The sequence below is a fragment of the Paenibacillus sp. FSL H3-0329 genome (assembly GCF_037963285.1).
Classification (GTDB): Bacteria; Bacillota; Bacilli; order Paenibacillales; family Paenibacillaceae; genus Paenibacillus_AQ; species Paenibacillus_AQ odorifer.
Window position 1 is genome coordinate 6638405 of sequence record NZ_CP150150.1, and the last position, 22614, is coordinate 6661018.

General features: G+C 45.4%; 22 protein-coding genes and 1 riboswitch. Of the genes, 4 read left to right on the plus strand and 18 right to left on the minus strand.

Translation table 11 applies throughout. From position 1 onward, the window contains the following. Nucleotides 1-13: 13 nt before the first annotated feature. From NSQ66_RS29295 to NSQ66_RS29365, 15 genes are all read right to left on the minus strand, one after another. Nucleotides 14-1168, minus strand: coding sequence for a glycosyl hydrolase family 8 (locus tag NSQ66_RS29295; protein WP_249267651.1), 1155 nt, complete (start codon nt 1166-1168; stop codon nt 14-16). Between the two features lie 169 nt (nt 1169-1337). Continuing rightward, nucleotides 1338-3383, minus strand: coding sequence for a catalase (locus NSQ66_RS29300; RefSeq protein ID WP_036682183.1), 2046 nt, complete (start codon nt 3381-3383; stop codon nt 1338-1340). 136 nt (nt 3384-3519) lie between these two features. Further along, a complete protein-coding gene (locus NSQ66_RS29305; protein ID WP_339192539.1) occupies nt 3520-4503 on the minus strand; it encodes an ion channel in 984 nt (327 codons plus the stop codon). Nucleotides 4504-4620: 117 nt separating this feature from the next. Next, nucleotides 4621-5013, minus strand: coding sequence for a DUF350 domain-containing protein (locus NSQ66_RS29310; protein WP_038573772.1), 393 nt, complete (start codon nt 5011-5013; stop codon nt 4621-4623). Further along, a complete protein-coding gene (locus tag NSQ66_RS29315; RefSeq protein WP_232061559.1) occupies nt 5010-5603 on the minus strand; it encodes a hypothetical protein in 594 nt (197 codons plus the stop codon). The genes NSQ66_RS29310 and NSQ66_RS29315 overlap by 4 nt, the downstream gene beginning before the upstream one ends. Before the next feature lie 69 nt (nt 5604-5672). After that, complete coding sequence (locus tag NSQ66_RS29320) at nt 5673-6875, minus strand: glutathionylspermidine synthase family protein (protein ID WP_036682191.1); 1203 nt, start codon at nt 6873-6875, stop codon at nt 5673-5675. Beyond that, nucleotides 6872-7561: a hypothetical protein gene (locus NSQ66_RS29325; RefSeq protein ID WP_036682194.1), complete on the minus strand. Its 690-nt coding sequence runs from the start codon at nt 7559-7561 to the stop codon at nt 6872-6874. Before NSQ66_RS29325 ends, NSQ66_RS29320 begins: the two co-directional genes overlap by 4 nt. Before the next feature lie 28 nt (nt 7562-7589). After that, the gene (locus tag NSQ66_RS29330) at nt 7590-7796 is read right to left on the minus strand and encodes a hypothetical protein (RefSeq protein ID WP_232061479.1); all 207 of its coding nucleotides are present in this window, start codon (nt 7794-7796) and stop codon (nt 7590-7592) included. A gap of 79 nt (nt 7797-7875) precedes the next feature. After that, nucleotides 7876-9231: an MFS transporter gene (locus tag NSQ66_RS29335; protein WP_249267650.1), complete on the minus strand. Its 1356-nt coding sequence runs from the start codon at nt 9229-9231 to the stop codon at nt 7876-7878. A gap of 92 nt (nt 9232-9323) precedes the next feature. Further along, nucleotides 9324-10358, minus strand: coding sequence for a sugar diacid recognition domain-containing protein (locus tag NSQ66_RS29340; RefSeq protein WP_076105081.1), 1035 nt, complete (start codon nt 10356-10358; stop codon nt 9324-9326). Between the two features lie 109 nt (nt 10359-10467). After that, on the minus strand, nt 10468-11619 hold the full coding sequence (locus NSQ66_RS29345; RefSeq protein ID WP_076140642.1) for a glycerate kinase: 1152 nt from the start codon (nt 11617-11619) through the stop codon (nt 10468-10470). Nucleotides 11620-11652: 33 nt separating this feature from the next. Further along, nucleotides 11653-12951, minus strand: coding sequence for an SLC13 family permease (locus NSQ66_RS29350; protein WP_038573777.1), 1299 nt, complete (start codon nt 12949-12951; stop codon nt 11653-11655). 211 nt (nt 12952-13162) lie between these two features. Then, nucleotides 13163-14482, minus strand: a complete 1320-nt coding sequence (locus NSQ66_RS29355; protein WP_076140640.1) for a nucleobase:cation symporter-2 family protein — start codon at nt 14480-14482, stop codon at nt 13163-13165. Beyond that, nucleotides 14476-15090, minus strand: a complete 615-nt coding sequence (locus NSQ66_RS29360; protein WP_076140820.1) for a xanthine phosphoribosyltransferase — start codon at nt 15088-15090, stop codon at nt 14476-14478. Before NSQ66_RS29360 ends, NSQ66_RS29355 begins: the two co-directional genes overlap by 7 nt. A 168-nt stretch (nt 15091-15258) precedes the next feature. Next, a riboswitch (purine riboswitch) is annotated at nt 15259-15362 on the minus strand. Nucleotides 15363-15522: 160 nt separating this feature from the next. Next, on the minus strand, nt 15523-16470 hold the full coding sequence (locus tag NSQ66_RS29365) for a sugar-binding transcriptional regulator (protein WP_036682209.1): 948 nt from the start codon (nt 16468-16470) through the stop codon (nt 15523-15525). A gap of 199 nt (nt 16471-16669) precedes the next feature. Between NSQ66_RS29365 and NSQ66_RS29370 the strand changes: the two genes are divergently transcribed. From NSQ66_RS29370 to NSQ66_RS29385, 4 genes are all read left to right on the plus strand, one after another. Further along, the gene (locus NSQ66_RS29370) at nt 16670-17638 is read left to right on the plus strand and encodes a Gfo/Idh/MocA family oxidoreductase (RefSeq protein ID WP_076140638.1); all 969 of its coding nucleotides are present in this window, start codon (nt 16670-16672) and stop codon (nt 17636-17638) included. Between the two features lie 158 nt (nt 17639-17796). Beyond that, entirely contained in the window at nt 17797-18309 is a 513-nt protein-coding gene (locus tag NSQ66_RS29375) for a hypothetical protein (RefSeq protein ID WP_244886541.1), read from the plus strand. 210 nt (nt 18310-18519) lie between these two features. Next, nucleotides 18520-19728, plus strand: coding sequence for an MFS transporter (locus tag NSQ66_RS29380; RefSeq protein ID WP_038573785.1), 1209 nt, complete (start codon nt 18520-18522; stop codon nt 19726-19728). Nucleotides 19729-19786: 58 nt separating this feature from the next. Beyond that, nucleotides 19787-20629, plus strand: a complete 843-nt coding sequence (locus tag NSQ66_RS29385; RefSeq protein ID WP_076105089.1) for an aldo/keto reductase — start codon at nt 19787-19789, stop codon at nt 20627-20629. 4 nt (nt 20630-20633) lie between these two features. Here the strand turns inward: NSQ66_RS29385 and NSQ66_RS29390 are convergent, their stop codons facing one another. From NSQ66_RS29390 to NSQ66_RS29400, 3 genes are all read right to left on the minus strand, one after another. Then, nucleotides 20634-21563 carry an AEC family transporter gene (locus NSQ66_RS29390; protein WP_076140636.1) on the minus strand — a complete coding sequence of 310 codons (930 nt, stop codon included), beginning with the start codon at nt 21561-21563 and terminating at the stop codon, nt 20634-20636. Between the two features lie 156 nt (nt 21564-21719). After that, on the minus strand, nt 21720-22199 hold the full coding sequence (gene greA, locus NSQ66_RS29395) for a transcription elongation factor GreA (protein ID WP_036682220.1): 480 nt from the start codon (nt 22197-22199) through the stop codon (nt 21720-21722). 109 nt (nt 22200-22308) lie between these two features. Beyond that, nucleotides 22309-22596, minus strand: a complete 288-nt coding sequence (locus NSQ66_RS29400; protein WP_076140634.1) for a DUF6509 family protein — start codon at nt 22594-22596, stop codon at nt 22309-22311. Between the last annotated feature and the right edge of the window lie 18 nt (nt 22597-22614).

Sequence of the window (22614 nt, forward strand, 5' to 3'; positions counted from 1 at the left end):
CTATAGGTTTAAATTAATAGACATAGGCCAATGATGCCATCAGATTGTCAAAGGAATAGGCTTGGCCACTAGCTACATCGCCGAAGCCTCCATACAGTGAGCTGCCGGCATCGGTTATTCTGAACTCGTTCATTCTTTCAATGCTTTTGCGATAGAGTGCATCGTCTCCGATCTCGGCACCAATCATAGCCGTAATAGCGTAAATGGCTGTTGAGCGAATATCGTTAAGCGGCTTTCCCTCACGCGAATATTGTCCATATAATGTGCCAGCTTCGACCTGCTGCTTGATATAATCAATGCTGGGGGATTTCTGCTGGTCTACCTCTGCCAAAGCCAGAATAGACAGTAGCGATTCTACTGTATTGATATTCTCCGAAGTATAGGTTCCACTCTCATAATTAAACCTTGTTTCATAGAAGGGAAACTCATCTGATAAATATCCATCTTTCAGTATAACGCTCATATTATTCAACAAAAATTCACGAGATTCTCCAGAAACCGACAATTTTCGCATTGTACCTAAATCAATATAACATAAAGTAACGAATGTGTTGGTTTTTTTGTAATTTTCATCATAGAAGTCATACATATATCCATTTTTTACATTATAGTTATAAAATCTTTCACCATACTTATCCGCTTCCTCTGTATAGTGTTTATCCCTAAACGTATCCCCCGCTTCATAAAGCGCACGAATGATACGTAAGTCATCAACGGCAGCATTCACAGGATATAATTTCTGCTGTTTAGGGCTATATCGGTAGCTAAAACCGCCCTTCATATCAAAGGTTTGCTTAGCCAGCGCCCATTCTTCTGCAAATCGCTCTTTCTCACCACTCCGTACGGCTGCCAGCATCCTCAGAGAGGCAGACTCACTTAGAATCTCATGGCCGCTTGCCGCTTCCCCGGATTGCTCTGTTTCAATTAAATTCGTATAAACACCGGACGAGCCGGTAAGCTTCGTAACAATAAATTGCTCTAAAGCATCCAATTCCTGTGAATGGTCCCCCACATCATTATTAGCCGAACCCGTAGGATTCGGTGGCTCTGTTGTATGAACATTCGCGGAGGGCGAGGGTGTTGATGCCGGCGTTGCTGTTTGCTCGCATGCTGTTAATGCTGTAAAACCTATAAGTACCACTACAGCAACAGCTATCTCTTTCCTCAAAAAATCACCTCCCTAAGCATCTGCTTATATTGCCTAGTATTATCTATAACGGTAATATACATCACATACTTAATCCAAATGTTAAATTTATGAAACCATTAGATGAAAAAAAGAGGCATCCACACGCCTTCTGACGAGCAGACCCCTCTTTTTCTATCATCTATTTACTTTATTCCATACGTTCCCAAAAACGATGGGCAGAAATGGCCGCAACGAAGCTAGCCGCAAAAACTTCCCCACCATCGCCTATTACGACGCCCGGACTGCTTCTGTGTTCATCTGTTGCAAGCAGCTCAGCAAGTGTTGTGGTCATCGCGATGGGTTTAAAATGTGCATATGCTTGGTTGAGGAATAGCGCTGCATCTTTATGGAATTTCTTGCGCTCTGCATTTCCACCAGCCGCATAAATCGCATCGAAGAGCACCGAATCTGTAGTGGATAAGGTGTGGATGACTTCAAGCTCTGTGCCGTTTGAGCCTTTAATAAATCCAAGCTTATCACTGATTAGCTCCGGTTGAATCCCAGCTCCCATAAGCGTGTCCAATACAGGCATTACCGCAGCTTCATCAAAACCATCCCCGATAATCACGCCTACTTTCCGCGTGTTGGGATGTTTTTTCGTATTAGCTTGACTTAAGGCTGGGGAAGCTTGAGTGACCTCAGAACCGCCAACTTCTGGAGCCGCTACTCCAATGGCTTCTGCCACAGGTACAGCAAGCTCAGAGGTAATGTTAGCGAGCATATTTACGACCTGCTGTCGGACCGACTTACTCTTAACCTTCCCAAGCTCGAAAGAATAAGCTTCGATAATATGCAATTGTTCCGGAGGGCTCATACTATTCCAGAATAACTTGGCTTGTGAAAAATGATCCTCAAAGCTTTTACTCCGGCTCCGTACCTTACGGCCCTCAACCTTTTCTTGATAATGCACATAACCGCCTTCAGCCTCTGGGACAGGTCTCGGTGTATTTTGGGCCAGCGAATTATTATGATAACTCACACTGCCCTGATTAATCGTCTGCCGCCCATATCCGTCACGCTGGTTGTTATGAAAAGGACACACCGGTCTATTAATCGGCAATTCATGAAAGTTAGGACCCCCAAGCCGAATCAGCTGGGTATCCGTATAAGAGAATAGTCTGCCCTGAAGTAGCGGGTCATTGGTGAAATCAATACCTGGCACTACATGTCCAGGGTGGAAAGCCACCTGCTCCGTTTCGGCAAAAACATTATCCACGTTGCGGTTCAAGGTCATTTTCCCAACGATCTGCACGGGCACGTCTTCCTCTGGCCATAGCTTTGTAGGGTCCAACACGTCGAAATCAAACTTGAATTCATCTTCTTCACTAAGAAGCTGAATGCCCAGCTCGTATTCCGGAAAGTTGCCAGCTTCAATCGATTCCCATAAATCACGTCGGTGAAAGTCAGGGTCCGCTCCTGATATTTTCTGTGCTTCGTCCCACACCAAAGAGTGTACACCAAGCACTGGTTTCCAATGGAATTTAACAAAATGTGCTTTCCCCTGCTCATTGATCAGACGGAAGGTATGAACCCCAAACCCTTCCATCATCCGGAAGCTTCGCGGAATGGCGCGGTCAGACATCAGCCACATCGCCATATGGGCCGATTCCTGGTTATTGGCGATGAAATCCCAGAAGGTATCATGGGCTGATGCCGCCTGAGGCATTTCATTATGTGGCTCCGGCTTAAGCGCATGCACTAGATCAGGGAACTTAATCGCATCCTGTATAAAAAAGACCGGCATATTATTGCCTACCAAATCATAATTGCCTTCTTCGGTATAAAATTTGGTCGAGAAGCCCCGGGCATCCCGCACAGTTTCGGCTGAACCCCGTGATCCTGCTACCGTTGAGAACCGGACAAACACCGGGGTCTTTACGGACGGATCTTGAAGGAATTTCGCCTTCGTATATTCTTTCAACGATTTATATACTTCAAACTCCCCGTGGGCGGCAAATCCGCGTGCATGCACGATCCGCTCAGGAATCCGCTCGTGATCGAAATGGGTCATTTTTTCCCGAAAATGAAAATCCTCCAGCAAGGTTGGCCCCCGGTCACCGGCTTTTAGGGAGAACTCATCCTCGGACACTTTCAATCCCTGATTGGTTGTTAAAGCGTGACCTTCGTCCTTACTGCGAAACTGTTCCAGTTGCTCATTTTTGCTATTTCCGTTCACTTTTTGCTGTTCACTCATTAACAATGGCTCCTTCCGAAAGGTAGAGTAACGATAATATTCATCTCTTACCCTTAAGGAAGGAACGGCAAACAAAAAGAAGCGGAATTCCGAGAAGCCCTTCTCCCGAAAATCCGCTTACTCGCTTATCTCTGGCCTAACCTTTAATTCTCCGGTACGTCTCTTCATCCGAAACAATATATAATCTAGCCTCTTTAGGAATAGGCTGGCCCAGCTTGCGATTGATGCTAAGGTCACTACGATCCGAGAGTAAAGTTGCACCTTGAAGGAGCAATTCCTGAAACGCCTGCCCATAGGTCTTCCATGCACTATTCACTGGAATCTCATAAATATCATCCCCATACTGGCGGCTCAGCAGCTGCGTAATCACCTCTGAATTCCCCTCTTGTAGAGCGGATCGGACAGCCAATCTAGAAATGGCATCATGCGACAGAACGAATTCATTGACCTGAACATGCCTGAAATTCTGTATATTCTTCTCCTGCATAATTTCTACGGTAGTATGTACTTGTGGCGCTATGCGCTCAATGCTGGAGGCGATAAGCAGAGACTTCCCGTCAATTAGCGATGCTTCATCAATCCGTGTGTCTCCGAACACAATGGCTGCCCGGGCTTCGTGTATGTTAGCTTTAAGGAGAATCTCATCGCTGGAAGCATCACCGCTTACAAAGTGGACCTGTTCCATATGCTCCAGCGGATGCCGTCCTATCTCATCAATGATGACGATATGACATTTAGGTGAATAGCATAACACCTCATCTACCGCAGCTTGCGCTTTCTTACTCCAATTGATTAATATCACATGATCCTTTCCCCGGAAGCTCAATGTTCCTGCTCCTCTCCTTCTCTGCACTTCTGCAATAGAGTCAATGACCTTGCCAATAACCAAGCTCAGAAGACCAATCCCAAAAATATACAGAAACATGGTGAATAGCTTACCCACTACAGTCTCTGTAAAATAATCCCCATACCCAACGGTTGCCATCGTTGTCATGACCCAATAGAAGGCATTAAACCAGTTGTGGAATGTACTCGGTTCAAGCAGGTAAGCTATCGATGCGCTAAGAATTATAAAGATCAAAATAATCAAACCGATCGACCGTTTGCGTAAACGCATCATCCTGGTGGATATTCTCAGAAAAAAATGCATCTGCCATCCCTTCCTCACATTAATAAAGCTGCCTCTCGAGGTTATTACTGAGGGCAGCCTTATCCATGTCCATCTGCGATTTTTGAACTAAACAATCAAACTGCTGACTGCAAACGCTGTGCCGATAAACACCAAGCAGAGCATAGTGCCTACTGCCACATTGCCTTTTTCCAGATGTTCTGAAATTTTAAAGCTTGGTGTCGCCAATTCAAAAATCCAGTAAGCAGCGATGAGGCACACATAACCGACAGCAAACCAAATGATCATATGCAGAATAGAGGTATTCGTATACGCCGCTACTCCAATGATAATTGCTGTGGCGAGAAATTTGCCGCCAAGCGCTAGAGCTACAGCCACATTCCCTTTTTTCAGCTCTTCCATATCCTTGAACGGGGTCATCAAGCCAAAGATAACCATACCCAACAATTGCAGAAGAATAATCACAAATATACTGACTATCAAATTAACAACAATCGTCACTTTGCCCACCCCCGAAATTTCGCATATGCCGAGTCATAATCGGCGAAATCATGTACTTCCTCAAGGACTACGGAAGCGGTCTTTTCTTTCTCTAATGCTGCATAACGCTCATCGTCTATCGGCTGCTTGATCCGGTTGCCGGAAGGCAGCTCAAGGACGGCAAAGTTTCTTGTCTTCTCATTATATTTTGTCTTGTATACTCCTACAAGATCAACATCCGTAGTTACCGATACCTTAAGGTTGGTAAGGTCCTCTACTGCTGTTTTTTCATCGGGATACGATTTAATGGTCGTCCAGGAAGATAGGCGGACTTCATTGCGCTGGTCAGCATCTGTGATCAGCTCAGCGTCCATGAACTGCAATGTCCATATTTTATCGCCAGTAGCATAATTCTCATCATTCGGCAGCAGCTCATTATCCGGCAACACCGTCATATCGCTGCCAATTAGATCACCTACAGTACTCTCCACAACCCGGTAATCCCAAGGTACCCGTGCAACACTGTCAGAAGTTTCGGCAGTGCCTGAATCAAACACACTCCCCTGATTACTGGAACATGCACTAAGCAGCAGCACCGTTAGAAGCATCATACATAAAGCGCCGATCCGGGCCTTTACTAATCTAGTAGACGACTTGTTTATAGCCTTACTTTTATCCAACTATCTCACTCCCAACGCGATAAAATGACTGGCATTGCCCGTAATCAGTCCGCCAGCCCGGCCGAGCAGCCCACACGGCTTCCCATTAATGACGAACATGCCTGTCAGTAGGTGGAATTCACCTTCGGCGGTGTGTATTCGGGCTAGTTCAGCTCTTTTTTGATATACAGAGGGAAAAAGCTGACTGCTATCATAACCCTCTTCGTCCTCAATTTCCAGAGTTCCACTATCGTCAAAGAGACGTACAGAACCGCCTTCGCGGCCAAATACAGATTTGGACACAAAGCTGCCAGAGAACACAGGCTTATTATAAGTCGGCAAAATATAACGTGAGATCGCCTCACGCTCTTCATTGTCAAATAATAAGCCAAGCTCATACATTCCCCACACAGCTGCAATCAATCCCTTAGACTGCAACAGGATACTGTGAGGTCCATTAAAAAGCTGAAGATTTCCCTGCTCAACGGCATAGGCAAGTGCATCTCCACCTTCATCGACGGCCATCCACTCTTTAGGATATAGAGCAAACATCCGCTGTATCACCCGGTCCTCCCCATCCTTCAGAATGCCCTCATCGACCCACAGGTCGAGGCAATCCACACACTGAATAGTAAGTCCGCTATGTCTGACCAAGGCTTCAATCGTACCTGAATCTTCAAGATGGGACCCATAAGCAACACAAGCTGCGGTATCTGGACGTTCTATCTGCCATGCTGCGGCAAGTTGTTCCTTCATCGCATGATTTGGACTAGCCACACCCGCCTGTTCACAGATCCAAGGTGTTGCTATGGAAGCCTCCACATAACCTGTAGGTGTATCGGCATTCAGTTCCAGAAGCTTGATGGTTCCATCATGAGCTATCGCAAAATCAAACCTTGCATACCGGCTGATTAAGCCTTCTTCCGGAATAGGAGACCCATCAAGCATCTCCCAAAGAACAGGGGGAATGCCCAGTAGCTCATACAAATCGCGTTTTAGATGTATATACCGAACCGCCTTATCGAGGATAGCCCAAAGCTTTGCGGAGGCTTCCTCAAGCTCCTTGTAAATGTCGCTGCGCATCACAGCTATTGCATCCATCCAATACTCTTCTTCCTCTAGATCTGCCCAAGTGAACCCAAGCTCATACAGCGCTTGTACCCGTGGGCCCCGCTCCAGATCAGACAAATCCAGGATCTCAAACACGCTCTGCTGATCACTCATCCGCCGAAACCACTCTTGCTTGAACCTGATCTCGATGAAGATTTCGAGCCTGAGCTTGATTTAGAGTTCTTCGAAGAGTTTAAGCCACTGGAAGTGCCCCCGATTCCGGTCTTCGAAGAGGAACCCCTTCTCGTGATGGAACCCGTGGATGAGGTTGAGGTTTTAGGTTTCACTACAGAACCGGGCACCTTTTTATTCTGAAACTTTTCGCTGCTATAAGTAGGTGGTTTATAAGTGGTTCTCGTGCCTCCATAATAGGTAGGACGGTCCTTAGCCCATCCTCTGGAGGAGTAATTGGCACCGCTGTTAAACAACATATGATACAGAAGCAAATCCGTCCAGCCAAAACCTGAATGATAACCGCCATAGTTATTCACTACAGTTGTCCCGTTTGAAGTTACTACGCCTTGGCCTTGCTCCTCTACCTCTTTCGTACCTTCTTCGGGGTAGGGAATATTCCAATCCACATTTTTATCAAAATAAGCTTTAACCTCTTCATTAGACCAAGAGACTAGCTGTGGTTCGCCCGCAGAAGTATTCGCGCTAGCCCCCGCTCCGCCAGGAATAAACATAGCATTCGCTAATAAGGCTATGCCTAGCGATGTTGATAATACACGGATGGGTTTGCCATCGGCGGTAAATAATTTTGATGCAGGCAATTCCTTATCCCTTTCTTCTTTAGCCATCGTAAGGTTCTCCTTCCCTGATGATCTTCTATCCCTCAGTGTGCATCGGAACAAGCAAAAGCTCCAGCTTGCCTTCATCCACATTCAGCCGTCCTTCAACCGCTTCATATTCCTTACTGCCCACCACTATATAATTGACATGTTCAAGTGCAGTTATCATATTCATGCTCCACGTACGCTCTTCAATTACTCGCAGATCACCCTCTGGCATTTTTTCGATTAAAACTACACTCATCCCGTTATCCATTATTACCATTCCTTCCTTATATCTGCTATAGCATCTGATACGTTTTTATCACCTTTTCGTTTCAGTTCTAAGCTTGTATAGATTGCCCAGTATTACTTTTGGAATAAGAACGTCTGTATAAAAGGAGAACTCCTAACGAACACAAGCTGACAAGAAGCAACAGTCCGTATACATGCTCATATGCTTTTGCCGGCGCAAGATCACGCTGAGCATGCAGCAACAGCCCACAGACCGCAACAGATACAGAACCTCCAAAGAACTGAATCAGTTGTAAAAGCCCCATACCTGAACCAATCCAAGTTCGCGGAAGAACCCGAGAAGCTTCATTATTTAAGGATGCCATTGTCGCCGAGAAGGCAGGAGAGAAGCAAAGATAACCAAGCAGAAGAACTACAGGAGATACAGAAAGGTTCAGCGCAAATGCAGCCATAACAGCGGCAAGGATACAATGTCCTATGATTAAGAAGCGCAAGTTGCCATACCGGTCAATAAAACGTCCAACAAAACGGGTAAGAAATGCGGATAATAACGCACCAGGTGCGATAAACAAACCAATCATCAACGCGGATTTACCAAACAGATTAGCGAGCACAAGCGGCATCAGGAACAAATTCCCCAAGTTCAGCACCAGAATACAAAAGCCTATGGTAACTAGCTTCAAGTATCCCGGCATTTTTAGCAGCTGCGGGTTAATAAAGGATTCCTTCGCCTTCTTCAAATACCAAGCGTGCACGATAATAGATACTATGCCCACTGCTAACCATACCAGAGATTGGGTAGTTACGGCTACCAGCAGACTTGCCGCATTTACAACGGTCAACGCCGCCCCAATAACATCAAAGCTTGCAGGCTGAGGCTGTTCCTTAGGTAATAACCGCAGCAGCACTGGCAATACAACAAGCACAAGGCAAGTAATTCCGAATAACCCATTCCAGCCAAAATACTGACTGATGACGCCACCGAAAATAGGGCCCAACCCAAAGGCCATTGCACTCCCTGCGGAGATCATGGCGATAGCCGCACCACGTCTTTCAATAGGTACATAACGGCTGGCCAGTACGAGACCCAATCCAGCCATCGCACCCGCGCCGGCAGATTGTACTATTCTCGTTATCAATAATGTATTAAAGTCATGCGCAAATAATCCAAACACTGAGGCTAACCCAAGAGTAATTAAGCCAACGGTCAAAAGTCTCCGAATCGGCACCACGTCTGATAAGCGGCTATAAATAACCGTCGATAAAGCATATCCAATCGAATAGCTCGAAATTACCCATGAACCTAGATCAGCAGAAATTTGGAGATCCTGAATAATGGTTGGAAGTGATACATTAAACATCGTTGTGTTCATCACTACGATAAAAAGGCACATGGTCCATAATGGCATGACTACTTTATCATTCATTACTACTTTATCATTCATTCCTATCCATCCCTGTCCTAATTTATCTATACAAGCTTATCTAAGTTTATGCCTATAAAATCAGGATGGCAATTGGAATAGGGGGATTTAAATTACTTCCGCCACATCAATCCGCACAACAATTCAAACAACTCCATGTAGTTGCGTGGATTTTTGCCCGTCAATGTATGAATGCGATTAAGCCGGTAGTTCAGTGTATTTCGGTGAATATTCAGCTTCTGTACAGTACGATTATGGTCCCCATTCTCAGCAATAAATACTTGCAGCGTTTCAATCAGGCCTGTCTTATCGCCCGACTGATCCAGCAGAGCATAAATCGTTCCGGGCCGTTCAGCACCGTCATAAGAGAGATGAATCAAGAATTTTAGTTCCTCATAAGTGTACAGTTTCTTGAGCGGGTCGACTCTGCTGCCAACACTAATCGCCGCCTGGGCCTGTTCAAGTGAATAAGCAGCTAACTCCGCCGCTTCGCCAGAACCTATTCGCCCCACATTCGTACATGAATTTAGTTTTCCTATAAGCTCTTTATAAAGAAAAGCATCCGTTATGAAAAAAACCGCCTTATCATTCTCCAAATTCCAATAATGTGGATAAGACCTAAATACATTTTTGAATTCTTTTCCGTTCACATCACCTTCCACAAGGATCGCCCAGCATTTTTTCTTAAGGTCAAGCCCATAGCTGCCCGCCCGTTCCAGAAACTCAAGATCATATGCTTCTTTACGATAAGACAATTCATGATAAAATTTCACACGTTTTACTCGCTCATCCTGTTCCAGCTTGTTCCTTGCTTCCTGCTCAATAAGTAATATAGTAGTGACTCTGACCAGCTTACTAAACGGCCTAACCTCATCTGGATGTCCCGTAATACCTACCACACCCAAAACTTTATGATCTATAATAATGGGTTCATTCACCCCCGGCTTCATGCCGCTGCCATCCTCGTACACTTCAAAGACCTGCCCACTTTGAATGGCTATTCTCGCTCCCTCATGTAAAGTTCCGACCCGTTTTAGATCTCCGCTCCCTACAATAAAGCCGCTCTCATCCATAACATTAATGTTATAAGGAACTACGCTCATCATTTCTTGTGCTATTTGTCCTGCGAGTGATTTCGATATCTTCATGACTGTACCTCCTGTTCCTTTATATTCTACTCAGAAAGCTTCTACCTTAAAAAAGAAAAAAGGGGCTGACTCCGTTCAGTCAGCCCCTCTATCACCTTCTATAATTCAATCAGCTTCCTTGGTTCAGCATGGCTAACCTAGCTACATTCTCAGCCGTTCTTTCCAGGTTCTCTTGCCCTTTATTCAAAGCATCCTCCAATGAAGCTGCGCCTGGCATAATGCCAAAAATAGCATCGATCCCTTTATCATACAGCACTTCCGTCTGATCGCCGATCCGTCCCGCGAAGGCCAGTACGGGTTTATTATATTTCTTAGCTACCTCAGCAACGCCAAGCGGGGTCTTGCCATATTGGGTCTGGAAATCGATGCTTCCTTCCCCGGTCCACACCATGTCCGCCTGCTGCACCTTTTCTTCAAGTCCAGTATAGTCGATCACAAGCTCAATGCCCTTTTTTAATATTCCGTTTAAGAACACTACCAGTCCTGCCCCAAGTCCACCCGCTGCACCAGCTCCAGGCATATCTATAATATCGAAACCCAATTGCTCTTTGATGACACTCGCATAATGATGCAGATTACTGTCCAGCTGTTTGATCATATCTGAAGTAGCCCCTTTTTGCGGACCAAATACATTAGAAGCCCCGGTCGGACCACATAATGGATTCGTAACGTCGCAGGCCACTTCAACCTGTACATCCTTCAGGCGAGGGTCAAATCCACTCAGATCAACACGGGCTAATTTGCCAAGCTCACCACCACCAAATAACAGCTCATTGCCTTCGGCATCCAGCAGCCTGCCGCCTAATGCCTGCACCATCCCGGCGCCTCCGTCATTGGTGGCACTGCCACCGATGCCAATCAGCAGCTTGCTGACCCCACGATCCAGACATGCTTTGATTAATTGTCCTGTCCCGTAGGTGGTTGTAATCAATGGGTTACGTGTCTCAGGGGATACCAGCTGAATGCCACTCGCACTAGCCATTTCCAGCACCCCTGTCAGCCCGTCTCCTGTGATTCCGTAGGATGCGCTAACTTCATTGCCCAGTGGCCCTTTAACTTTTGTTATATATACTGTACCTTCCGTTGCATCGACCAAGGACTGCATCGTTCCTTCGCCGCCATCTGCCATGGGTACATGAATACAAGTAATATTAGAATTTACTTTATGAATGCCTTTTTCCATGGCTTCACAAGCTTCTTTGGCTGTCATGCTTTCCTTGAAAGAATCCGGTGCCAATACGATGACAAAGTCTTTATTCATAGAATATCCGTCCCTTCTAGTTGCAAATATAAATTATAGGATGAAGCCGTATAATATAGTGGCGACGATAGCCATCGTCAGACCCACGAGACTTTCATAAGGAATCAGTGACATCCGGTCCTTGATGTTCATCTTAACGGAATCTGCGGTCACGTGGAAGAAGTTACCGTGTGGCAGATGGTCAATAACTGTAGCCCCGGTGTGCACCATAATTGCTGCATTTAGCGGCGCTGTGCCCATCGAAAGAATAGCGGGACCAAATGATCCGGCAGCCACGATAGAAGCCGTAGAGGTTGATGCTGTAGCAGCCGCCATCAGGATCCCTGCAATTGGAGCAAGGAACGTTCCGGAAATCCCCATAGCCGTTATTGCATCTACAACAGTAGCGCTCAGATCCGATTTCGAGATAATACCAGCGATAGCACCAGCACCAATCAGGATAATGGCTGTACCTGTCATTTTATTTAACCCTGAGGTTGTAAAAGAAATGATGTTCTTCGTTTGTTTCATAGCAATCAATCCAATAATGCCGGCAAGAGGCAAGATGATCATAGAATCGACTTTAAATGATTTCAGTAATTCGATATTTAGAATATTTCCGATTGGGTTAATGGCTAGAAGCAAAATAGCGACAACTGGAGCGACGATAGCACGGCCAAAGCTAGGTTTAACCTTAGTGCTGTCTTCCTCTTTAGTTACAACGTCGCCCTCTGCAATTTTTACACCTTTGTTGACTAACAGATTAGCAATAATAACAGTGACAATCAGACCCGCAACGGCTGGGATGAATCCATGAATCATGACCTGAGCCAAATCTACATCAAAGCCTTTAGCTACGGCAATGGTGTTCGGGTTCGGTGAAATAATGTTACCGGCTTTACCGCCACCGACCAGTGCGAGCAGCAAAGCGGTTTTGGAAATGCCGATCTTCTTACCTACGGACAAAGCGATTGGAGCGACAATAATGATAGCGACTGTGATGAATACGCCCACTGCTGTAATTATCATAGTAGCCAGCGCTATAGATAATAACGCTTTCTTTTCACCAAGCTTATCTACTATGGTCTCGGCCATTCGTTCGGCTGCCCCAGATTCAATCAATACCCCCGCCAGCACACCTGCCGCGAGTACACGTACAACTGCACCCATAACGCTATTCGTTCCGTCGATGATATATTGTACTGTCTCTGCAATGGATGCCCCGCCTAATATTCCTCCAGCAATCGCGCCTAAAAAGAGTGCGTAGACCGGGTTAACCTTTTTGAAAATCAATACGACGGCCAGAATCAATCCCGCAATTGCGCCCATCCAGTTAATTACTGTGCCTTCCATCTCTAGTTGCCCCCTAGTATAAGAATTTGACACTATACAGTGTGTAATTTGATAACGCTTTCTAAACTGAGTATACTGCGCTTACAAACCCAATAATATTGACGGGACAACCTATTTTTTTGTGCATATGCACAAGCACTGAGCATGAGAAAAAGACCAAGCTTAGGTTTCATCACACCAGAGCTTGGTCTTTTAACATGAATTAAACGTATTATGAGACTTGTGTTTCTTTCGTTAGAACAGGGGCAGCAGGATCTTCTGCCAGAACATTATCCTTTGTCTTCGAGAGGAAGATATTCAGCACAATCGCTGTAAGGGAACCGGATACGATACCGTTTTGCAGCAGCATCCGGGCGAATTCAGGCAATTGATCGAACATCGCAGGTACAGTTGCCGAACCCAAACCAACAGCGATACTACAAGCGGCAATCAGCAGATTACCATCCTTACGCAGATCTACCTCTGACAGAATCGACATCCCGGAAACAGCAACCGATCCGAACATCACGATCATCGCTCCACCCAGTACGGCATTGGGAATAACCGTTGTCAGAGCCGCCAATTTAGGCAGTAATCCAAGCACAACCATAATCCCGCCTGCTGCAAAAATAACATTACGAGTTTTGACCCGAGTTAGCGAGACCAATCCTACATTTTGCGAAAATGCTGTGTACGGAAATGCATTAAAGATCCCGCCCAGCATAATCGCCAAACCTTCCGAACGCAGCCCGTTTACGATCTGCCTTTGTTCCACTTTCTGATCCGTTACTTTACCAATCGCAAAGTAAACACCTGTGGACTCCACCATACTAACAATATTAACAATGATCATAGTGAAAATAGCCGTAAGATTGAACTGAGGCCATCCGAAGTAGAAAGGCTGTGCAACACTTACCCAAGAGGCTTCACCTACTGTAGAGAAACTAACAATGCCCATTCCATAAGCAATAATTGTACCCACTAAAAGACCTATCAAGACAGAGACCGAGCGAAGAAATCCTGTAGTAAAACGGTTAACCGCTAAAATGACCAGCAGCGTGATCAGTGCAAGCAACAAATTGCGGGGATTCCCAAAATCAGCGCTGCCTTCTCCGCCAGCTACGCTATTCATAGCTACAGGAATAAGAGATAACCCAATAATGGTCACGACTGAGCCCGTTACTATCGTTGGGAAAAACCTCAGCAGCTTCCCGTAAAGGGGGGCCGCCAGTACCACGAATAAACCAGATAAAATAATTGCTCCATACACCGTCGCCAAATTGTTGGCACTGCCGATAGCGATAATCGGCCCTACTGCCGTAAAGGTACATCCAAGAATAACCGGCAGCCTGCTGCCAAAATACTTAGTGCCCATAATCTGCAGCAAAGTAGCTAATCCGCAAGTAAACAAATCAGCTGCGATAAGATAGGCCATTTGGGTGGCATTCAGGTTCAGCGCGTTCCCTACGATCAGCGGTACAACAACTGCTCCGGCATACATCGCCAGTACATGCTGAAATCCTAACGCAAATACTTTTTTCTTGCTTAACATCTCGCACTCTCCTTGATTGGCTCTTTTGAACTTTCATTATCAATGAAGTGAATTTCACCTGGTGACATAGATGTGATCCGGGCTAAAGCATGGACTTCTATCCCTCTATCCTCGAGTAGACTCCGGCCTTCTTGGAAGCATTTTTCAATCACACAACCAACGCCAAGGAGCTCAGCGCCAGCCTCTTGCACGATATCAACCAGTCCAACAAGAGCAGCACCAGTAGCCAAAAAGTCATCTACAATAAGCACCTTATCGCTTGGTCCGATATATTTTTGCGAGACACTAACCATATAATCCTCTTTGCGTGTAAAAGAATGTACCGGCGCGGAATAGGCCGCTTCAGATAAGGTCACTGCTTTCTTTTTCTTCGCATATACAAACGGTACGCCTAAGGCGATGGCCGTAGCCATGGCAAATTGAATGCCACTCGCTTCAATAGTGATGATCTTAGTGATAGGCAAATGTCCAAACAACCGCTTGAACTCCTGTCCAATTTGTAAGGCAAGCTCCGTATCCACCTGATGATTCAGAAATGAATCTACCTTTAGTACCGTATCTGATAAAATAAGACCCTCTTGTCTGATGCGCTCTTGAAGTACCTTCATAGTAAACTTGATCTCTCCTTCTGAATTAAAAACAAAAAAAGGACAAATCCCTTGAGTCGTTTCTCTCAAGTGAATTTGTCCTTCTGGGTTTTTGTCCCTTAGTGGTGTAACACTGCATAGTGTCCGCATCGCTCGGTCCAGTCCTTCCATAGTCAGGAAGCGGAACCCTAGATGCGCTATTTCACTCATAGTCGGATAATTACAGTGGTTATCCGGTAGAAACTTATGGGCCATATTCCCAAGATTATATGAGTTGATAAGCAAATATAAGGATAATGTATAATGTGAAACTTATATTTTTATAAATGTTCGATATGAATACCTTGTATATCTTACACGCTCTGTCTGGTGCTTACAAGCAAAATTTTAAGCGATTTGCATGCCATTTTCAGGTTATTTTCACGAAATTCAATTGTTTACATTTAGTAGTTGCTACTCCAATATCTTCTGCGCTGTTTCTTGGGTCGTTACAAGCACATTCATATAACCCCCATTTAGCGCACCACGGATCCCTGTAACCTTCTCAAGTGACTCCGCTACACCAATCGAATACCGAGCTTGCTTGATCTGCTCCAGCTCAATAGTCAGCGTTCTATCCGATATTCCGGTATGCACGGGAATCCCGTTGCCATCATAGAATCGTGAACAGATATCACCAGCAACCTTTCCATTCTCCAGCTCAGCAATCACTGCATCACCATAAAATCCGCGCCACGCCTCCTCCCCTTTCATTTCCGGTGATCCGATGCCGAACACAGCGATATCCAGATGGTCCCACGCCTTCGCAATGGTCTGATAATACTGCGAATTCATCAGTTGATCTCTAGTTTCCTTTTGCTCCGTGATCGCTGGAACATCAATCATTAACGAGCGCGCACCCCATTTCAGGGCAGCTTGATAGCAGATGTTATTTACATGGTACCCGCTCTCCATCTTTCCTGATGGGCCGCCAACCGTAGGTACACAGGTTACAAAAGGTCTCTGGGCTTGTGTTAGGCTTTCTACAACGCTAGCTAAGCTGCTTCCCCAAGAAAACCCAATCGTATCTTTCGGCTTAAGCACTTGCTCGAGCCATCTCGCACAGGCTTGTCCTATAGCTTTGCGTTTAATCGTACTGGACTGTGCAGGATCTACCTCCACAACAATGGCTTCCCGTAGCCCGAACCGCTCCTTCAGCTCCTGCTCCAATGTAAAATGATCGCCAGTATCGTAATTAATAGTTATTGTAACGATACCTTCTTCACGTACCCTCTTTAGCATCCTGCTGATGGTGGTACGATATATACCAAGTTTGCTAGAGATTTCACTCTGCGTTAAATTCTGTTCATAATACATTTGTGCTATTTTAATGAGCAGCTTCTTATCTTCTTTTCGATCCATGTTACAACGCCCCCGCTATATTCAACAGTTTGACGGATTTAGAACCCCCCGCTATACTGTAGACGATTGTTTTGCACATTTATCATTATATTGCACAAATGTGCTTAATATCAAAACTTTTATGGAGATGAATGGTTCAGATGGAATCAAGGTTATCTCTAAATAAAAACAAACAATCCAAACAGGTGAGGTGCTGGAAATGAATCCCTTAAAGTGGGCAATTGTAGGTCCGGGAAGTATAGCTGCCGAATTTGCGGCTGCGCTGAATGAAACGGGGGAAACATTGTATGCGGTTGGATCGCGGAGCTTAGAGAAAGCACAACAATTCGCTAATCAATATGGAGCCACGAAAGCTTATGGCAGTTACAGTGAAATGCTGCAGGATCCCGCAATTGATGTAGTGTACATCTCTACGCCACATAGCAATCATTATGAATACATCATTGAAAGCTTACAGAATAACAAACATGTTCTCTGCGAAAAAGCAATCACAGTGAACAGCACACAACTTCAAGAGGTCACCCGACTTGCCGCTGAAAAGGATCTGGTTGTGGCCGAAGCTATGACCATCTACCATATGCCACTGTATAAGAAACTGCGGCAGCTCATTGATGACGGCATCATTGGGCGCCCCAAAATGGTGCAGGTCTCCTTTGGCAGCCATAAAGAATATGATGTGAACAACCGTTTCTTCAGCAAAGATCTGGCGGGCGGAGCACTGCTGGATATTGGGACGTATGCGTTGTCCTTCACAAGATTCTTCCTGTCCAAACAGCCCCATGAGATTCTTACTACGGTAAAACGATTCGAGACAGGAGTGGACGAGCAATCCGGCATTATTCTTAACAATGCTGCAGATGAAATGGCGGTAATCTCCCTTACAATGCGCTCCAAAATGCCTAAACGAGGCGTGGTTGCAGGAGAACTCGGATTTATTACCGTAGACAATTTCCCGCGGGCCAGCAAAGCCACCATTCAATATTTGGATGGCACAGTAGAGACGATTGAGGCTGGAGATACAGCCAAGGCTTTACAATACGAGATTGAAGATATGCGGCGGTATATTGCAGATAAAAGCCATAAAGAGACCCTCGACCTCTCCTTGGATGTCATGGACATTATGAGCAATGTCCGGGAGCAATGGGGGATCAAATATAGCTTTGAATAAATAAACCGATTATTAGGCAGCAACTTAGGCAAATGATTGTTTTTCGAGGTGGTCCACCCGTATTCATCACTTAATCCCCCCATCTGCATTAATGTTAATGAAGTCAAAGTATGGGAGAGTGAATATGGGTGGCCTATAAAAGAGACCGGATCGTTGTCATTATTCAAAAAGGAAAACGGCGCATAATTACAAGGACCCCACTCCACGGAGTGGACAGATTAATCTTTGTCATCAACAATCAATATACGAACGCCCCCAACACTACACAAATTGCAAGCGGTGCAGGACGCAGCAGCGCAAGCGGCAATAATGCCGCCATTGCTTCTCCCTATACACGCCAACAACAAAGTGTCGGCGCAGGCGGTGATGCGACTAACCTAGGCAGTGGGGGCAACAAACGCGGCAAAGCTAAGCCCCTCTTATTATATCCGTATCGCAAAGAAGTTGTGGTCGTTATCAATACCCAGACGGTTAAACTGCCTAAACGGAGCCAGAATGCCTCCGCAACTCAGGTAGCAAGCGGAGGCGGAACGTTCAGCACCGGTGGAACAAACTCCGCTATTGAAAGTCCAGGAACAAGACAGCAACAGGCGGTTGGTGGAGGATCGGGTGGGCACGCCACTAACAAAGGCACAACTAAACGGCGCCACCTCAAACAACGGTCTCGTTAACCCTTTCGGGACTATATAACAAGTATAACAAAAAGCATGGGCAAACCCGACGAGATCAGGGCGCCCATGCTTTTTTTGGGTTTGGTGAGTTGCGTTACAGGTACTTTTTAGTACCTATAGCACTTTAAAGTACGTACTATACTTAATGGACATATCTCTTCATAATAGCACTTACCGGCCGGTGATTAACACAGCGTAGGAGTGAAAGAAATGTCCTTAGATAAAAGAAGAAGCACCTTGGCGCTCTTAGCTCTAGCCATTAGTGCCTTTGCCATTGGTACCACTGAGTTTATCAGTGTGGGGCTGCTGCCTCTAATCGCCACGGATCTGCATATACCGGTAACCACAGCCGGGTTGACCGTTACTTTATACGCTTTAGGAGTAACTTTTGGCGCACCCATCTTAACGTCGCTAACCACGTCGATATCGCGCAAAACCTTACTGCTAAGCATTATGATCGTCTTTATTATCGGCAATAGTCTTGCGGCGGCTGCGGACGGGATTACATTGCTGTTAATCGCGAGAGTAATTTCCGCACTGGCCCATGGCTTGTTCATGTCGATTGCTTCGACCATTGCCGCCGACCTCGTGCCTGAGGATCGTAAGGCCAGTGCCATTGCCATCATGTTCACAGGACTTACAGTAGCTACTGTTACTGGCGTTCCGCTAGGTACGTTCCTTGGCCAACAACTCGGCTGGCGTGCTGCATTTGTTGCTATTATTGCTATCGGGCTTATAGCACTCATCGGCAATCTGATCCTTGTTCCTTCATCCGGGCTGCGCAAAGGTACCCACACACCCCTTCGTGAGCAAGTTAAGCTGGTCACCAATGGGCGTTTACTGCTTGCCTTCGCGATTACAGCTTTGGGCTATGGGGGCACATTTGTAGTCTTTACTTATTTATCGCCCCTTCTGCATGAGATCAGCGGCTTCAAAGAGAATACAGTCGCCGTAATCTTGCTTGTATACGGCATTGCGATTGCCATCGGGAACGTGATTGGAGGTAAAGCCGCCAACCGCAAACCGATGAATGCTCTATTCTATATGTTTGCAGTCCAAGCTGTCGTCTTATTTGTCTTAGCTTTTACCGCACCTTATAAGGTTGCCGCACTGATTACGATCTTCTTTATGGGACTGTTAGCTTTCATGAACGTGCCCGGCTTGCAAGTACATGTTGTTACGCTTGCAGATCGATATGCGCCAAGTGCACGAGATGTAGCTTCTGCATTAAATATTGCTGCTTTTAACGCTGGTATTGCCATTGGTGCGTACCTTGGCGGCATCGTCACAGATCATATGGGACTGATTCATACCACTTGGGTAGGTGCAATCATGGTTCTGTCCGCAGTATTACTGACGGCATGGAGCCGTGCTCTGGAGAAGAAAGATGAGGCTCCTCTCCAGACTAAAGCTGCTTAAACAGCAGTCCATTAACAACCCAAACAAACTTTTAAATATCTTAGGAGGTTACTTTATTATGGCTCAACATCTACAGGATACAACTACATTACACAACGGTGTAAATATGCCTTGGCTAGGGCTTGGCGTATTTAAAGTAGAAGAAGGCGCAGAACTGATACAAGCGATCAAGTCCGCTATTAAACACGGTTACCGCAGCATTGACACTGCCGCAATTTATGAGAATGAAACAGGCGTGGGACAAGCCATCCAAGAGGCTCTACAAGAGAACAACTTGTCCAGAGAAGAGCTTTTCGTAACCTCAAAGGTCTGGACCGCAGATATGGGCTACGAAGAGACCATCGCCGCCTACGAGACTAGCTTAGCTAAACTCGGACTTGAATACCTGGATTTGTACCTTATCCACTGGCCTGTAAAAGGAAAATATAAAGAGTCTTGGAGAGCGCTTGAAACATTGTATAAAGAGGGCCGGGTAAAAGCCATTGGGGTCAGCAACTTCCAGATTCACCATCTTGAAGATGTACTGAAGGATGCTGAGATTAAGCCTATGGTCAATCAAGTTGAATTACATCCTTATTTGAATCAGCAAGCGCTGCTAGACTTCTGCAAAGAGCAAGGAATCCAATTAGAAGCTTGGTCTCCATTAATGCAAGGTCAATTGTTCGATCAGCCTGTACTGAAAAAAATTGCCGCCAAACATGGCAAATCCGTCGCTCAAGTTATTGTCCGTTGGGACCTGCAACGTGGGATTATCACTATTCCTAAGTCTACTAAAGAACACCGGATCATCGAAAATGTAGACGTGTTTGATTTCAATTTATCTGACGAGGATATGACTCTAATTAACTCTCTCAACCAAGATCAACGGGTAGGTCCAGACCCAGATCATTTTGATTTCTAAGGGCTTACGCACCTTGCACTAACACTATAAGCACCGGCAACACGAGAAACGAAGCAAGCGTCGTCCACAAAATACATTTGGATACCAGCTCCGGTGAGGCATTAAAGCGCTCGGCTAACACTACGGCGTTGACGGCAACTGGCATAGAAGCCAAAATTAGCAGCACAGAGAACAAGGTCCCGGTAATTTGCAGGATCGATAATCCGAGGTAAGCCACTAGCGGCGCTAAGATTAATCGAATCGACATCCCTGTCCAAAAAGTAGACTGGCCCTTGCGTGCGGATGGCATGGTTCTCACTTTAACCATCTGTGCGCCAAGGATCGCCAGTACCACCGGCGAATATCCTCCAGCTACCAAGGCAACCCCTGTAGCCACCTCTGCCGGCAAATGCAGGCCAAAGATACGGAGAAGAAGGGCCAACAGAGCTGCGTAAATGGCAGGAAGTGAAAAGACCGATTTTACTGCATTTTTTACCGAGAACTGAGATCTTGCTGCAAAATAAACGCCTATCGTATTCACGATAATCATCTGTCCGATCACATATACAGAGGCCTTATCGAGACCAAGCTGTCCGAAAGCTAGCAACACCAGCGGAAGTCCATAATTCACGCTATTCGTAAACGTTGAAATCAAGGTCAGACCGGATACTTCGGATGGATCTAGCTTCAATAATTTTCCGACTATATTCGCAATCGCCCATAAGAAGATTAGATTTAGAAGCGAAAAGGCGAGCGTCCTATAAATATCATTCATGGATATCTCGGCAGTAGCCAATGTATTTAAAATAATTGCCGGCGTTAAAAAGTATAGATAAAGCGTCAATAACGGCTTCGTATCCAGATTCTTAAACCGCCCAAGCAGCGCACCCACGATCACAGGAATGGACAAAGGCACGATGACTTGGTATAACGTCGATAACACACTTTGGATCATGAATAGAACTCCTCTGCTGTAGGTTACTTCAAACTATAAGCGTAACAGCGCAGAACGTCTAAGATATGAAATCAATATACCTCATAGCCAAAACCTATCATGCCAACAAAAAAGCTCTCAACCCTTACAAAGGGTTGAGAGCTTTTCGGTATATTGTTACATCATTTTGATCTCAAGCAACTCATATTTAATGATGCCCATCGGTGCATTTACACTAACAATATCGCCGACCTTTTTACCCAGCAATTCCTTGCCTAGCGGGCTTTCATAGGAAATCTTGTTATTAAGAACATCTGCCTCAGCAGCTCCAACAATTCTATATTCGATCTTCTCCGAATATTCGATGTCATTCAGAATAACAATACAACCCATACTAACCTTTGACAGATCCATTTGGCTCTCATCCACGATCTTGGCTTTGGTCAACATTTTCTCCAGAATCATAATACGAGTCTCCATGAACGATTGATCGTCCTTGGCCGAATGGTACTCACTATTTTCCTTCAAGTCTCCATAGCTGATCGCCAATTTAAGCCGTGCCGCCAATTCCTTACGCCCTGCGCCTTTCAATTCCTTCAGCTCTTCCTCTAATTGAGCCAACCCTTCTTTGGTCAAGAACACTTCTTCATTAGACATGTATACAACTCCTATTTAGATAATTTACAGCTTGAACATATAAATGCTTATATTTTAAAAAAATCCCTGCCACAATTGAACATTGGGCAAGGAGGTCAATGCTGCTTAATTAATCTGGCAAATGCTCTTTACAAAAAAGGAGTAACGCTTCTTCCTCGTCCTCTTCCATATCGAAATCGAGCAGTTGACCTGAAGTTGTCTCCTGTAGATCATAACTTACGATGCTGACTTGATCTTCATCCACCTTAATAATCGCTCTAGCGGATACTCCGTTCTCTACATACAGCTCATCATCCTCTGGAACGTCCAGTTGAACGACAAATTCATACCGTTTACCGGTTAGTATACCGAAAGGATCTTTTACATTCTCCACATTGTAGCCCGTAAATGTCAACATAACTCAATCAACCTCTTT

What these genes read in the sequence shown, in the direction of transcription:
- NSQ66_RS29300 (WP_036682183.1), bottom strand. Translation starts at nt 3,383, where the DNA reads ATGAGTGAACAGCAAAAAGTGAACGGAAATAGCAAAAATGAGCAACTG.
- NSQ66_RS29380 (WP_038573785.1), top strand. Translation starts at nt 18,520, where the DNA reads ATGTCCTTAGATAAAAGAAGAAGCACCTTGGCGCTCTTAGCTCTAGCC.
- NSQ66_RS29305 (WP_339192539.1), bottom strand. Translation starts at nt 4,503, where the DNA reads ATGATGCGTTTACGCAAACGGTCGATCGGTTTGATTATTTTGATCTTT.
- NSQ66_RS29350 (WP_038573777.1), bottom strand. Translation starts at nt 12,951, where the DNA reads ATGGAAGGCACAGTAATTAACTGGATGGGCGCAATTGCGGGATTGATT.
- NSQ66_RS29400 (WP_076140634.1), bottom strand. Translation starts at nt 22,596, where the DNA reads ATGTTGACATTTACGGGCTACAATGTGGAGAATGTAAAAGATCCTTTC.
- NSQ66_RS29330 (WP_232061479.1), bottom strand. Translation starts at nt 7,796, where the DNA reads ATGAGTGTAGTTTTAATCGAAAAAATGCCAGAGGGTGATCTGCGAGTA.
- NSQ66_RS29335 (WP_249267650.1), bottom strand. Translation starts at nt 9,231, where the DNA reads ATGAATGATAAAGTAGTAATGAATGATAAAGTAGTCATGCCATTATGG.
- NSQ66_RS29365 (WP_036682209.1), bottom strand. Translation starts at nt 16,470, where the DNA reads ATGGATCGAAAAGAAGATAAGAAGCTGCTCATTAAAATAGCACAAATG.
- NSQ66_RS29345 (WP_076140642.1), bottom strand. Translation starts at nt 11,619, where the DNA reads ATGAATAAAGACTTTGTCATCGTATTGGCACCGGATTCTTTCAAGGAA.
- NSQ66_RS29385 (WP_076105089.1), top strand. Translation starts at nt 19,787, where the DNA reads ATGGCTCAACATCTACAGGATACAACTACATTACACAACGGTGTAAAT.
- NSQ66_RS29360 (WP_076140820.1), bottom strand. Translation starts at nt 15,090, where the DNA reads ATGAAGGTACTTCAAGAGCGCATCAGACAAGAGGGTCTTATTTTATCA.
- NSQ66_RS29320 (WP_036682191.1), bottom strand. Translation starts at nt 6,875, where the DNA reads ATGAGTGATCAGCAGAGCGTGTTTGAGATCCTGGATTTGTCTGATCTG.
- NSQ66_RS29315 (WP_232061559.1), bottom strand. Translation starts at nt 5,603, where the DNA reads ATGATGCTTCTAACGGTGCTGCTGCTTAGTGCATGTTCCAGTAATCAG.
- greA (WP_036682220.1), bottom strand. Translation starts at nt 22,199, where the DNA reads ATGTCTAATGAAGAAGTGTTCTTGACCAAAGAAGGGTTGGCTCAATTA.
- NSQ66_RS29370 (WP_076140638.1), top strand. Translation starts at nt 16,670, where the DNA reads ATGAATCCCTTAAAGTGGGCAATTGTAGGTCCGGGAAGTATAGCTGCC.
- NSQ66_RS29325 (WP_036682194.1), bottom strand. Translation starts at nt 7,561, where the DNA reads ATGGCTAAAGAAGAAAGGGATAAGGAATTGCCTGCATCAAAATTATTT.
- NSQ66_RS29355 (WP_076140640.1), bottom strand. Translation starts at nt 14,482, where the DNA reads ATGTTAAGCAAGAAAAAAGTATTTGCGTTAGGATTTCAGCATGTACTG.
- NSQ66_RS29340 (WP_076105081.1), bottom strand. Translation starts at nt 10,358, where the DNA reads ATGAAGATATCGAAATCACTCGCAGGACAAATAGCACAAGAAATGATG.
- NSQ66_RS29390 (WP_076140636.1), bottom strand. Translation starts at nt 21,563, where the DNA reads ATGATCCAAAGTGTGTTATCGACGTTATACCAAGTCATCGTGCCTTTG.